The following is a 13588-nucleotide window of genomic DNA, read 5'->3' on the forward strand; positions in this document are numbered from 1 at the left end:
TTGCTGTGCTATCGCGGTGCACGCCCGACAAACAGTCAGCTCCGCGCACAACAAGCTCACTGCCAGCCCTGTTGTGATAGCCGCGCGTTACGCCAAGGCAGTCTCTTTAACCCCTTTTAGCAACATAACCAATTGATTTAAAAAGACTTTATTAAAGCGGCACAACACCTGCTCTACACCCCGCACACTCAGCAAGGCGAGCAGGAACATGGACACCCCCCGCACAAGGAATCGGCATGCGCTCACCCTGACCGCACTGTTTGCCACGCTCATCGCTGGCACCTCACCCAGCCAAGCCGATCCCGGCGACATAGTGATTCAACGCCAAGTTCAACCGCGCACCCTCAGCCAACATTGGTTCACCCCTGACCCCAACCCCACCACCGTTAACCCTGGGGTCTATAGCCAAGAAGTCAGCGATGCCGACTTTGCCCAAGTCAGTAGCCAAACCCAACGCAGCCTACAACCCAGCACAGTCCAGCAGCCGTTAAACACATTGCAGCAGACGGTGCAGCACGGCACAGGCACACAACAACGCAGTGGCAATGCGGCCAGCGGCAATCACATCAGCGGCAGCGTTAATCGCGCCATAAGCCAAGGGCTTAGCCCACTGCGCAACTTGGGCGGCCTTGCCGGAGGTGCACAGTGAACAAACGCTTGTGCAGCACCTCACTGCTAGCCGCCTTACTCTGGCCCGCGCTAGCTAGCGCTGAAGAAATCGCAATCAATGACCAAGCCCTGATCCACAACAGCGGTCAGTTCAACAGCGGCTTAGTCTCGATCAACCAAGCGGCTGGCGAGCACAACCAACAAAGCAACCAGCGGGTGATTCAGCAAGGCGGCAGCGCAGGGCCTAGCGCCCAGCTCAATCAATTCAATAGCAATGCCATCAGCAATACCGCACGGCAAGCCAGTGCCGAGATTGAAGGCGCCGCCTTTGCCAATAGCGCTGGAGTTTTAAGCGTTAACCAGAGTGCCGGAGCAGCCAACCAGCAAGCCAACCTGTTTGTTTTGCACTGCGCTGAAACCGCGCTGAATGACCAAGAGCTCGCCAGCGCCAGCGCTTTAACTCAAGTCAATACCAGCTCCCCCGCCCTTGAAGGTGACTATCGCGTCGCGCTTGATGAGCAAGCCTTCGTCAACAGTCGCGGCGTGGTGCAGCTCAACCAGAGCGCCGGTGTCGGCAACCGTACTGCCAACACCATCAGCATCAGAGTCCTGGAAGGACTCTGAATTACCGACCCACTGTCGCAAGGAGACAGACCATGAAAACTTCATTCATCCTCAAGCCGTTATCCGCAGCACTGGTACTAGGCCTTTCGGCTGGTGCTTGGGCTGACCTTTACCCGTTTGACCCTCAACGCACCAGTGCGGCCGTGGTCCTCGATGGCCAGAGCAGCAGTGATAACGAAGTGACTAACGAGGGCACCATCAACGATGCCACCCTGACTGAGGCCATCAACAGCAACTCAGGTAACGTCGGCGCCAACGTGGCCGCCGGTGACAACAACCAACAGGCCAATGCGGCCTCACTGTCGAGCGCGGATGCCGCCTTTGTCTTTGCCGGTGTGGGCATCGAGCAAAGCGCCAGCAATAACACGCTCAACAACTACAGCAACCCCAACACCGCCAGCTTGAGCAATGCCATCAACGGCAACTCGGGTAATGTCGGCGCCAACATTGCCGCGGGCAACTACAACCAACAAAAGAACGATGCGGCCATTGCGGTCTCCAGTTCAGCACGCGGTGCTACGGCGATGAGTGCCGCCACACAGACCTCTGCTGGCAATAGCACCGACAACAACGGCACCTTGGAATACCGCAGCGTGGCTGGGGTATCGCTCAATGTGGGGCTGCAAGGCAGCTACGAGGGAACATCCAATCAAACTAATGATGTGTACCCGGATATTCATCTCGACGGCGACCACCCCAATGGTGGCGGCCTCTATGGTCATATCGACTACGACAACCAAGGCGACACTAACGACAAGTTTGAGTTTGCTGAGCAAGGCACGCTAGAGCTTGCTGGCAGCGCCTCTGGTCGCCTCGTCGTGGTCAACGGCTTTGCCACCCCCGTCACCAACAGTGCGACCTTGACCAACTCGGTTAATGGCAACAGCGGCAACGTGGGCGTCAACATTGCTGCCGGCGGTGGCAATCAGCAAAGCAACTCGCTGGCGATTGCTGCGGGCTGCCAAGTGTGCGCCGATTGATCCGCTAAGTATCAAAGGGGGCTAGCCGTTCGGCCCCCTTGATCCTTGAGCCTAACGCCATGCGCTATTTAATGCTGTCACTGCTCTGCCTGCTTCTGACCTCTACTGGCCTGAGCAGCGCTGCGGACAACAAACCGTTTGCTGCCCTACCCGGTGGTCAACTGATTTTTAAACCAGTGCAAAGCGTGCGCGAACGACGCTTTCACAACTTGGTTGAACAAAAAACTGATTTCAGCTGCGGCGCCGCCGCCGTAGCAACGCTGCTGCAACAAGCCTACGGGCGGGATGTGGATGAGGCCGAAGTCATCAACGGCATGCTTAAGTTGGCCGATGCTGAACTGGTGCAGCAGCAAGGCTTTTCCATGCTCGACATGAAGCACTACGCCGCCAGCCTTGGAATGCGCGCACGCGGCTACCGGCTGCGCGCCGATCAGCTCCATCAAGTCAGCATCCCTACCATCGTGTTGATGGAGATTCGCGGCTACAAACACTTTGTGGTGCTGCAACGCGCCAGTCGCGAGCACGTCTACATCGGCGACCCGGCACTAGGCCATCAACGCTACAGCCTCGATACGTTTACTAAAGGCTGGAACGGCATTGTGTTTGCGCTCATCGGCCAAGGTTATGACCGCAACAACGCACTGCTCAGCCCGCCCGAACCGCTCACCGCGCGCGACCGGCTGAACCGCTTTCAGCCGGTCGAGGATGCCCAGTTAGTCGAGTTCGGCTTTTTACACAGCGATCTTTTTTAACATGGCCACCTTGTGTGGCCAGTCAACGGGGCATGGATACCTCGGGAGTCTCACCATGAAGGTCATTACCGTTGTACTCGCCACCAGCCTCAGCCTCGCGCCTATGGTGCAGGCCCAAGAGTTGTTTAGCCCGGCCGAAGTCAGTGACGCCGACCTTGCCAACATTCGTGGCAAGTTTGTGCTGCCCGACCGCATCGTCCATTTCGGCATCAGCATGACCACCCTGTGGAGCGCCAGTAATGGCCAACAGCTCGGCGCGCAGGTGAGCCTTAATCTACAAAGCAATGCTCAGCCGGTACTGAACATTCAGTTCATCGACCAAGCGGGTAACGGCGTGCTACCGGCCGGGCAAGGGCAAATCATTGGCGGCAACGCCCTGGCCGATGTTCAAGGCATTGCACAAAGCACCCGTGTCGCCGGTAGCGCCAACAGCGCGCTCAATGGTTTACACCTCAACATCAGCAACGCCGCGCCGAGTAACTCAGCCGCACTGCCGGCCAGCGAGCAACGCAGCCTCACCAATGCACTGGGCACCGTGCAGGTAGCGATTGACCAAGGCGGGTTGCGCGTAGCGCTGAATACCGCCAGCCAAGGCAATGCGTGGCAAAACCTCGGCGGCGGCGGACTCAATCAAGGCGTGGCGATCAGCGGCCAACTCAATCGCGTCAGCAATCTGACCCAACTCAACGTTGCCCTAAAGGACGCCCAAGGTGCTTCACCGGCCAGCCAACAGGCGTGGCAAACCTTACAAACACTGCGACCGGCTGGTTATTGAACTAGGCTGACACTGATCAAAAAATAATCAACCAATAAAAACACAAGGACGTTGCCATGCCTGCCATGCCGATAAAACGCCCAACCTTGTTGCTGATTGCCGCCAGCTGCGCCTTTAGCGCGCCCTTACAAGCGGCCAGCGATGCCGAAGTAGCGGCCTTACGCGCCGAGCTAAAAGCGATGCAAGACCGCTACCAGACTCAGCAAAATGCGTTGATGGTGCTAGAGCAGCGCCTACGCCAAGTCGAAGCACGCACACCTGCTAACTACGCTGCCAGCAGCCAAGGCGGCACTGCGGTGGCCAGCAACAGTACGCGCTACGGCAGCGCATTAAAAAGCACCGAAGAAGCGCCACAGAGTGTTGAAAATCTCTACAACGAAGCCAGCGGCTTTTTTGGTGGCGGCAGCTTTAGCCTCGAACCCGGCATCACCTACAGCCGTGCCGATACGCGCCAACTGTTTTTAAACGGCTTTCTTGCGCTGGATTCGATCTTTTTAGGCAATCTGGGTGTCGATCAGATTGGCTCCGACTTACTGACCATGGACGTCACGGGGCGCTACAACTGGAATCAACGCTGGCAGTTCGACATCAACGTGCCGTTTGTCTATCGCTCCAGCACCTATGAATCTGCCGGCGCGAATGGCTCCAGCACCCAGGTATCCGACCAAAGCGTGACGCAAGACCCGGAGCTGGGTGACATCAGTTTTGGCGTGTCGTACAAGTTCCTCGACGAGACCCTCAGCAGCCCAGACGCCGTGGTCAGCATGCGCTTGCGCGCGCCCACCGGTCGGGACCCTTACGGCATCAAAGTGCGCCAAGTACCGGGCAACAACAACTTGTTTGTGCCGGACGAGCTGCCCACCGGCAATGGTGTGTGGGCACTCACCACAGGCTTATCGCTGGTCAAAACCGTCGACCCTGCGGTGTTGTTCGGCAACATCGCCTACACCCACAACTTTGAAGAAGATTTCTCTGACATCAGCCCCACCGACGGGGTCAAACAAAAGGGCACGGTGCGCTTAGGCGACTGGATTCAATACGGCTTAGGCACCGCCTTCGCCTTGAATGAACGCATGAGCTTGTCACTCTCGTTTTCCCACTTGATCAGCCAAAAAAGCAAAATCAAAGCGCAAGGCGGCAGCTTCACCTCCATCACCGGCAGCGACGCCAGCGCCGGTTACTTCAATGTCGGCATGACCTTCGCCTACGACGAAGACCTGACCATAGTGCCCAACCTAGCCATCGGCTTAACCCCCGATGCGCCGGACTTCACCTTTAGTTTGAAGTTTCCCTATTACTTTTGATGGCCCAGACGCAGCTCGTCTGCGTCGAGCATCTACGGCTGGTAAGACAGCTACACTCATAGCAAGGTTGGCGTCAGTTTCGACTTCCCCCGACAGTGGGGTTCGCCTTGCGCACGGATTAGCGCAGGGCGTGTTTATCCAACAGGCGGTAGAGGGTCGGTCGTGAGACGTCCAGCACCCTCGCCGCCTCGCTGAGGTTGTTGGCATGACAGGCCAAGGCATCAGTTAACGCCTGACGCTCAGCCTGCTCACGATATTCGGTCAGACTACCGCGCAAGCACACATTGATCTCAGCATCTGCCAGCCCTAAATCCTCGGGCTGCACTTCTTTACCTTCGGCCAGCACTTGTCCGCGACGCACACGATTGGCTAACTCACGAACATTGCCGGGCCACGCATGATGAGCCATCGCCAGCTGCGCCGCCGCCGAATAGCGGCGTGGGCGGCGACCGGTTTCTTGGCTATACAGCCGGCCAAAATACTCCGCCAACTGCGGTATGTCATGGGTACGTTCGCGCAGGGCGGCGGTATGCACGGGCAGCACATTGAGGCGGTAATACAAATCCTCGCGAAAGCGCCCTTCACGCATGGCGGCGACTAAATCGACATGGGTGGCGGCCAGCACCCGCACATCCACAGGGATCATCTGATTGCCGCCAACGCGCTCGATACAGCGCTCCTGTAAAAAGCGCAGCAAATTGACCTGCATCTCGTGCGGCAGATCGCCAATCTCATCCAAAAACAGCGTGCCGCCATTGGCTTGCTCGATACGGCCAATCTTACGTTGCGCCGCGCCGGTAAAGGCACCGCGCTCGTGACCAAACAGCTCTGACTGGATCAACGCCTCTGGAATGGCGCCGCAGTTGATCGCTACAAAGGGCTTAACACGCCGCACCGAACCACGGTGTAGGCTGCGCGCGACTAACTCTTTACCGGTGCCCGACTCGCCAGTGATCAGTACCGATGAGTCCGTCGGCGCGAGCTTACTCAGCAGCGCGCGCAACTCGCGCATTACGCGGCTGTCTCCCAATAGCTCTGGCGTGGCTTGCAGCTCAGCCAAGCGGCGACTGCGCAAGCGCGCCATGCCGTAAGCTCGGCCCAAAGCCACGTGCATGCGTTCGTGGTCGCACGGCAAGGTGTGATAGTCAAAAAACCATTCGCCGACGAAATCAGCCATGTCGCGGTTATGCAGCATGTCGGCACGCAAAATAGCGATCCACTCGCAGGCCCCGCGCTCCAAAATCGGTTTAAGCGCCGCCGGCGGTAAACAAGCTTCGTGGTTTAAGTCGAGTAAGCCGATCTGGCTATCGTTGGCGGTGACATGTTCATAGCCACAGGTTTGCAACAGCCAGCCTGATTCTTCTAGGCCGGAAAGTAGCGGCCGGCACGCTTCACTGGGATTGACCACCAGCAAGCGTCTTTCCCCATCCAACTGGGCTGACATGACCACTCCTTGACGCCATTTTTTTGAAAAACCAATAAAAAACAATTAGTTATGCGCCCCCCTAAGATAGCAAGCCCTACTATCTGCCATTGACTGTTTGGCTATCAAAAAGCCATTAATCAGAATAATTATGCATATGGCTTTTCGCGCAGCGCTTGTCAGCTTGCCTTGCGCTGCCTACCCTGTGCGCACCATAAGATAAACATGGAAGTCCTATGCGCCTCGTCCTTCGCTTGCTCTTGCTGGTGTTGCTACTGGCTGGCACAGCCATCGCGGTTGTCGTGCATTACCTAAAAAATCCGCACGTCCCTGCGTACCAAGCCCCAGAGCAGGTGCTCTACCTGAATCAGTGGGACGAGGCGGCTCGCCAGCTGTACTACTACACCCCACAAGGCACCACGCTGAAGGGGCTGCGCTACGACTGGTTAGTCGCCCTAGAGCAACCGTTTAATCAGAAGCGCTTTATCGCGCCAGAGAACCTTGGCCGCTATGGCCTGCTGTTTGACCCCAAGCAAACCCCATCCGATGCCAATCCGGGCAACTTGCCGGTGGGCTTGGCGCGTCATCAAGACGCTGACACGGGCCAGTGGTATGTGGATATCACCTGCGCTGCCTGCCATACCGGCGAGCTGCGCTACCAAGGACAAGCGGTGCGCATTGATGGCGGTGCCGGCATGCATGCCTTGGCCTCCACCGTGCCCACCCTTAAAGGCGGCAGTTTTGGCCAAGCCCTAGGCGCTGCCATGGCACTGACCTATTACAACCCCAGCAAATTTGATCGCTTTGCCGACAAGGTGCTGGGCATTAACGCGAAACGCGACCGCAAAAAGCTGCGTTTTGAGTTTAAAGCCGTACTCGATCGCTTTACCGCGACCGCACTCAATGACTGGCGACGTGGCCTGTACCCCACCGAAGAAGGCCCCGGCCGCACCGACGCCTTTGGCCGGATTGCCAATACCGTGTACGGCGACATGATCGACGAAAAGAACTACCACATCGCCAACGGCCCGGTGAACTACCCGCACCTGTGGGATATCTGGAAATTTGACTGGGTGCAGTGGAACGGCTCGGCCATGCAACCCATGGCGCGCAATGTCGGCGAGGCTTTAGGGGTTGGCGCCAGCCTGACGCTGTTTAACAACAACGGTCAGCCGGTGGCGATCAATGAGCGCTATGCCTCTAGCGTGCGCATTCATGACATGTACCGCATTGAAGAAACCCTTAAAACCCTCAAGCCGCCAAGATGGCCAGAAGAGTTATTCGGCGCCATTAACCTCAAACAAGCCAGCAAAGGTCGCGCCCTGTTTGAAGAGAACTGCGCCTACTGCCACGCCCCTCGTCCGCAGCCACAAGCCAAGCGTTTGGCCCCAGAGCGCGACCCTGAGTGGAAGCTCAAAGTTATCCCCACACGGATCATCGGCACCGACCCCACCGCCGCTGACAATATCGCCGACAACCGTTACGACGTGCGCCGCCTAGGCTGGACGCGCGGCCAGCTAGCCGGACAAGACGTGACCCTCGTCGGTGACGGCACCTTAGCCGATGTCGATTTAGCCGAGGTGTCTTCCGCCAAAGGCTTGGCCTATTTAACCGCCTATGTGGAAGATCGCGCTTACAAAAACGCTGGCATTCGCGGCGATGAACGCGCGCGGATGGATGGCTTTGGCCTGAAAATCGGCGTGCGCGAACTGCGCGGTTATAAAGCCAGGCCGTTAGACGGCATTTGGGCGACGCCACCGTTCTTGCACAACGGATCGGTGCCCAATCTGTTCCAACTGCTGTCGCCCGTAGCCGAGCGCGAGATCAAGTTCCACATCGGCAACCTAGCCTTCGACCCCAAACACGTGGGCTTTGAAACCCAAGAATTTCCCGGCAGCTTTTTGCTCGACACCAGCGTTACTGGCAACAGCAACCGCGGTCACGAGTTCCGCGATGGCTGCCGTCAAGGCGGGGTCATCGGTCGTTACCTCAGCCCTAGCGAACGCTGGGCATTAATTGAGTACTTGAAGGTACTTGGCCACGCCGAGCTTGAACAACAACTCACCCCCGTGCCGGCTAAACCTTGGACCGAAGGCCCAAGCTGCGATGCACTTATCCCACTGGTAGAGGCCCAGTAATCATGCTTAAGCGTTTTTTCGGCAAAATACTCGCCTTGTTCGCCAAACTGCTACTGGCTCTTGGGCTCATTGTTCTGGCCGGCTGGGGGATTGCCGAGCTGTATTACAGCATCACGTGGCGCGGCCCGGTGGCCAGCGTGGAAGAAATCCCACCTGGCGAAGCGGCGATGACGCAAAAAATCATCAGTGATGCGATTTTTATTATCGAGTCACACAAAGACAACACCCGCATCATGCGTGACGCCCACGCCAAGGCCCACGGCTGCGTGCGTGCCGATGTCACCGTGCGTGAAGACCTACCAGAAACACTGCAGCAAGGAGCGTTCAAGACACCCGGCCAGCACTATCCGGCTTGGGTGCGTTTCTCTAACGGCAATGCTTATCCGCAATTTGATAGCGCCCGCGATGCGCGTGGCATGGCGATTAAGCTGATGAACGTCGAAGGCAAGAAGCTCTTACCCAGCGAAGCCGACGCGCAAACCCAAGACTTGGTGATGTTTAACCAGCCGCTGTTTTTTGTCAGCGATGTAGCCGAATACCAAAGTAACTTTGCCGCGCAAGCCGAAGGGCAAAAAATCAAAGCCTTCTTCCCCAGTTGGGACCCACGCACATGGCAATTTCGCCACCTGATTATTGGCTTAAAAACCCTGTCCCCGCCGCCGGAAAGCCCTTTTACTGCTTCGTACTTTTCCATTGCGCCCTTTAAGTACGGCCCGCACAACATCAAGTACCGCACCGTGCCAGACCCCGAGCGCTGCCCCAGCTACACAGCGCCTGAGCAAAACAAAAACCTGCCAAACTTTTTACGCAGCAGCCTGTACCAACAACTCAGTGTTGATCAGGTGCCCGCGTGCTTTGCCATCCAAGTACAGCGTCAAGATCCGAGCAAGTTCATGCCGCTGGAAGACACCAGCATTGAATGGCTAGAAAGCGATGCGCCGTTCGAAACCATCGCCCACTTACGCATTGAAGCGCAGGACTTTGATAGCCCCGAGCAAAATCTATTCTGCGACAACCTGTCCTTTACCCCATGGCATAGCCTGCCGGAGCACCAGCCATTAGGCGGCATCAACCGTCTGCGCCGTGCGGCTTACGAGGCCGTCAGCGCCTATCGCCACGAACGCAATGGCGCGCCACGTGAGGAGCCCACCGCCGAGACCCAACCCGGCGACGGCGATTTACCCATCACCACGGCGCCCTAAAACAACAACGCCCGACTCGGCACAGCCAGTCGGGCGTTTTGCTAACCTCCAGCACTCATTCAGTCCTGCAGCACGCGCCGCAACTGTTCCGCCCGTACACGCACATCACGCATCACCCCCGCTCGACCCAAGGGCACAAAACGCATCAGCGCTTGCCACAGCAGACGCAGCGTGTCGCCGCGTTCACGGGGAATTTGATGCCAATGCACGTGTGGCACATGCTGATTCGAGTCTGGACCATCATTGAGCAACACATTGATGCCGTGCACGCCCCAACCTAGTTGCCGCTGGGCATGCTGCACTTTTTGCGTGACGCGAAACAGCGCCTCGCGGACCTGATCCGGAGCCTGTGCCAAAAACGGGTAGTGAGCACGACTGATAACCAACACATGACCCGGGCGTAAGGGGTAAATATCCATCAGCGCGATACAGTGCTCGTCGGCATACACCTGCTCAGCCGGCAACTCACCGGCTGCAATGGCGCAGAACACGCAACTCATCGATCAACCCGCTGTAAAGTCAGCACGTCCGCCGCTTGAGGATCAAGGCTGACTCTGCTGCTCGGCACACCGGCGGCTAACAACGCCTCGTGCCAAGCGGCGGCACTGGGGCCCGACAAGGCCAAACGCAAGACAAAGTCCCGCCGCAGCACTTGTTGCAAAGCATTCAGCCAAGGCTGTTCAGGCTTAGCAGGCCAATCGGGCAGACTGACTTGATCTTCTTCATTGAGCTGCAACAGCAAAGTGCCGGATTCAGGCGCTTGCACATCCAGCGATTGCGCAGGAAAAAACTCATCCATATGCAGATAAACACGGCGGTTACCGCGCGTAATGCCGTACAACACCACCACACGCTCGCGATCATCCAACTTGCCACGCAGCACGGCCATCATCTGACCATCGTCGGGCCCATACAGTTTGGCGTTATCCAGCACGCTGTTGGCGATCAAGTTGCTCGAGCCGCAGCGCCGGCCACGACAGGCATACAGCAAGCTGTAGCCCTGCGCACGCCATTGCTGCTTCGCCTGCAAAAACGCTTCTTTGGCGCTGTGCTCGCTCGGTATTTGCCAACTGATGCGCTGCAACCGCCCAACCCGCTGCACCACGCGGTCCGCGCGCAGTTGGCCACTGATGCGCTGCGGTGCACTCAAGTACAAGGTGTAATCGACTTCTTGCGGCGCTTGTGCGGCTCGCACTACGGCCCGCGGGAACGGTTCAAACCCTGCCACACTGGGTTCTTGTGCGGCCAATGGCAGCGCCAACAGGGCGACGACTAGACCAACAATTGCGCGCATGCGCTCTCCTTTGCGTATTTGATTGTGTTTACCCGCGCGGACAAGGCGCGTTAACGCGTCAGCATGCTTTGTGCGGTTTGCACCAACTTGTCACTCTCTTTGGCGCGCTCAGGCACGGCTAAGCCACGCTGCACCGCAGGGCGTTCAGCAAGGCGCGCCATCCAGTCTTGCAAGGCACTTAAGCCCTCGACGCTAACGCCCGACCAGTCATGGACCCTTACCCAAGGATAGGTGGCAATATCCGCGATGCTGTAATCGCCGGCCAAATAGGGCTGTTGTTGCAACTGGCTTTCTAGCACCTCATATAGACGGCGCGTTTCGTTCTGATAGCGATCGATGGCGGCTGGGATTTTTTGCTCGAAGTAGCGAAAAAACACATTGGCTTGGCCCTGCATAGGCCCAACGCCGCCCATTTGAAACATCAGCCACTGCAACACTTGCATGCGCCCACGCACATCGCTTGGCATCAGCTGGCCGGTTTTTTCTGCCAGATAGATCAAAATAGCGCCCGACTCGAAAACGGTTAAGTCATCGGCAGCGCGATCAATAATCGCGGGAATGCGCCCATTAGGATTGATTTTGAGATAGCTGGGCGCTTTTTGTTCTTTCTGACTGAAGTCCAGCGCATGCACGCGGTACTCGAGCCCTAGCTCTTCCAAGGCAATCGATACTTTGTGACCGTTGGGCGTGGCAGCGGTGTACAACTCAATCATACAAACCTCGTCTGGACAGAACGTTCAGCCCAGACTCACCCGCTGCCCTAAGCAAGTCAAGGCGCAGGCAGCTCGGCTAAGAACCCCAACAGATGTTGCACCACCAAGATGCCGCCCTCTTCACTGTCTAAATGCAAGTGATGGCCACCGGGCAGATGACGCATGTGAATCGCCGTTTCCGCCTCAAGACTGGCCAGCTGCGTTTTCATCGGTGTCAGCAACATGCCCTGCTCAGCCAGCAGCAATAGGGTCGGCGCTTGCAGGCGACGCACAAAAGCCATGGCATGGTCACGGGTTAAACGCAGTGGCGACGGCAGCGTCAGCCGCGCATCGCTGCGCCACGTGTAGCCGCCCTCAACGGCCATCAAGCCACGTTCACAAAGCAACTGCGCGGCCAGCTCGGTGATCGCGCCAACCCCTTTCATGCGCGCTTTTACCGCTTGTTCAACGGCGCTGTACACCGGCTTACTTTTGCCGGCTAAGGCTTCTTGCGCCCGTAAAAAGTCCGCCAACTTATCCGGCGCTTCGCAGGCCTCGGCAGTAAACGGCAGCAAGCCATCAATCAACAGCACACGCTTAACGCGCTCAGGCAAGCTGGCACTGAGCAGCACGCTGATAATGCCGCCCATGGAGTGGCCCAGCAGATCAAACTGGCCAAAACCTAGGCGGTCGGCGGCCAGCAACACATCGCTGACGTAATCCCACAGCCAGTAACCACAACCGGCCGGACGATGTTGCGAATAGCCATGCCCGGGCAAATCCAACGCCACCACGTAATGCCCTGCTGCGGCTAAGCGCGGGGCGACATGAGTGAAGCTGGCCGCGTTATCAAGCCAGCCGTGCAGCAATAACATCGGCGGATTAGTCGGCTCGCCCCATGCCAGCGCGGCAAGCTGGATATGACCCAGGTCTAGCTGTAGCGATTTAGCTTGCATGAATCGTGTCGTCCTTGTGCGAGGCGTGCTGTGCGATCACGCCGAGCACTAAATCGGCGGTTAAGTCGGGCTGCTCCAAGGGGAACATGTGGCCACCGGGCATACTGCGGATACGCCCTTGGGGGATTTTTTTCACTTCTCGCAGGTGATGCGACATGACCACGCGACTATTGCGCCCACGCACCACAGTGACGGGCACGTCGAGCTGGCGCAGCGGCGCCGGATGGTTATGCGGCACGGTACGAAAAATAGAAATCTCCGTGTTTGGGCAAAAACTCAAGCGCAGCCCTTGTTGGTCAGGCTGCAAGCCGTGTTGGACATAGTCATCCAAACACTCACGATCAAAATGGCGGAATAAGGTTTTGTCGGCAAAGTATTCGCGCGCGTTAGCCGCATCAGCAAACACCGCTTTACGGCCGACGGTACGCCCGGCTGGGGTGATGTGATCGATAAAGCCAAAGCGCTTCGCGGCGCGGATCACCCAATGGTCCAAGGCGCTCAGCACCGGCGAGTCGAGCATGATCACCCCACGGTAGCGCTCCGGCGCGCGCAGCGCAGCATGCAAATGCAGTACGCCGCCCAAAGAATGCCCCACGCCCCAGACGGGCTGCGACAGCTCGCTCAGGTGATGGAGCAGTTCATCCACCAAGCAGGTCCAGTTATCGCTCACCGGAAAGCGTTGGTCATGCCCGTGCATCGGTAAGCAATGCACATCGTGCGCCGCCGACAATGTGCGCAGCAGCTTGTTGTAGCTCGCACTGGGGAAGCCATTAGCATGGGCAAAAAAGATGGACTCACGCATACGCCACCAAAATCAAACAATCGTTTGGATTTGATAG

14 protein-coding genes are annotated in these 13588 nt (G+C 57.7%); 8 read left to right on the top strand and 6 right to left on the bottom strand.

What is annotated here, in order from left to right; translation table 11 throughout:
• The first annotated feature begins 208 nt into the window (after positions 1 to 208).
• From MKI83_RS00480 to MKI83_RS00505, 6 genes are all read left to right on the top strand, one after another.
• On the top strand, positions 209 to 649 hold the full coding sequence (locus tag MKI83_RS00480; protein WP_241582675.1) for a FapA family amyloid fibril periplasmic chaperone: 441 nt from the start codon (positions 209 to 211) through the stop codon (positions 647 to 649).
• The gene (locus tag MKI83_RS00485) at positions 646 to 1233 is read left to right on the top strand and encodes a FapB/FapC family functional amyloid domain-containing protein (RefSeq protein ID WP_241582676.1); all 588 of its coding nucleotides are present in this window, start codon (positions 646 to 648) and stop codon (positions 1231 to 1233) included. The genes MKI83_RS00480 and MKI83_RS00485 overlap by 4 nt, the downstream gene beginning before the upstream one ends.
• Before the next feature lie 32 nt (positions 1234 to 1265).
• Positions 1266 to 2213: an amyloid-like fimbrin subunit FapC gene (gene fapC, locus MKI83_RS00490; RefSeq protein WP_241582677.1), complete on the top strand. Its 948-nt coding sequence runs from the start codon at positions 1266 to 1268 to the stop codon at positions 2211 to 2213.
• Positions 2214 to 2272: 59 nt separating this feature from the next.
• Complete coding sequence (fapD, locus tag MKI83_RS00495) at positions 2273 to 2965, top strand: fibril amyloid maturation endopeptidase FapD (protein WP_241582678.1); 693 nt, start codon at positions 2273 to 2275, stop codon at positions 2963 to 2965.
• Between the two features lie 55 nt (positions 2966 to 3020).
• Entirely contained in the window at positions 3021 to 3740 is a 720-nt protein-coding gene (locus tag MKI83_RS00500) for a hypothetical protein (RefSeq protein ID WP_241582679.1), read from the top strand.
• A 65-nt stretch (positions 3741 to 3805) separates the two neighbouring features.
• A complete protein-coding gene (locus MKI83_RS00505; RefSeq protein WP_241583135.1) occupies positions 3806 to 5044 on the top strand; it encodes a transporter family protein in 1239 nt (412 codons plus the stop codon).
• Between the two features lie 118 nt (positions 5045 to 5162).
• On the opposite strand, the gene MKI83_RS00510 is transcribed toward MKI83_RS00505, so the two are convergent.
• Positions 5163 to 6488 (bottom strand): sigma-54 dependent transcriptional regulator, encoded by a 1326-nt coding sequence (locus tag MKI83_RS00510; protein WP_241582680.1) that lies wholly within the window; start codon positions 6486 to 6488, stop codon positions 5163 to 5165.
• A 215-nt stretch (positions 6489 to 6703) separates the two neighbouring features.
• On the opposite strand from MKI83_RS00510, the gene MKI83_RS00515 reads away from it, so the two are divergent.
• Positions 6704 to 8605, top strand: coding sequence for a di-heme-cytochrome C peroxidase (locus MKI83_RS00515; protein ID WP_241582682.1), 1902 nt, complete (start codon positions 6704 to 6706; stop codon positions 8603 to 8605).
• Between the two features lie 2 nt (positions 8606 to 8607).
• Positions 8608 to 9807, top strand: a complete 1200-nt coding sequence (locus MKI83_RS00520) for a catalase family protein (protein ID WP_241582684.1) — start codon at positions 8608 to 8610, stop codon at positions 9805 to 9807.
• A 59-nt stretch (positions 9808 to 9866) separates the two neighbouring features.
• On the opposite strand, the gene MKI83_RS00525 is transcribed toward MKI83_RS00520, so the two are convergent.
• Genes MKI83_RS00525 through MKI83_RS00545 form a run of 5 tightly spaced genes read right to left on the bottom strand, consistent with a single transcriptional unit; the run spans position 9867 to position 13551 of the window.
• A complete protein-coding gene (locus MKI83_RS00525; protein ID WP_241582686.1) occupies positions 9867 to 10307 on the bottom strand; it encodes an HIT family protein in 441 nt (146 codons plus the stop codon).
• On the bottom strand, positions 10304 to 11101 hold the full coding sequence (locus MKI83_RS00530; RefSeq protein WP_241582688.1) for a DUF4892 domain-containing protein: 798 nt from the start codon (positions 11099 to 11101) through the stop codon (positions 10304 to 10306). The genes MKI83_RS00525 and MKI83_RS00530 overlap by 4 nt, the downstream gene beginning before the upstream one ends.
• Before the next feature lie 50 nt (positions 11102 to 11151).
• Complete coding sequence (locus MKI83_RS00535) at positions 11152 to 11814, bottom strand: glutathione S-transferase family protein (protein ID WP_241582689.1); 663 nt, start codon at positions 11812 to 11814, stop codon at positions 11152 to 11154.
• A 56-nt stretch (positions 11815 to 11870) separates the two neighbouring features.
• Entirely contained in the window at positions 11871 to 12749 is an 879-nt protein-coding gene (locus tag MKI83_RS00540; protein ID WP_241582690.1) for an alpha/beta hydrolase, read from the bottom strand.
• Positions 12739 to 13551, bottom strand: coding sequence for an alpha/beta fold hydrolase (locus MKI83_RS00545; protein WP_241582691.1), 813 nt, complete (start codon positions 13549 to 13551; stop codon positions 12739 to 12741). Before MKI83_RS00545 ends, MKI83_RS00540 begins: the two co-directional genes overlap by 11 nt.
• Between the last annotated feature and the right edge of the window lie 37 nt (positions 13552 to 13588).

Origin of the sequence: Atopomonas sediminilitoris, from assembly GCF_022601735.1 — a bacterium.
In the GTDB taxonomy this organism is placed as follows: domain Bacteria; phylum Pseudomonadota; class Gammaproteobacteria; order Pseudomonadales; family Pseudomonadaceae; genus Atopomonas; species Atopomonas sediminilitoris.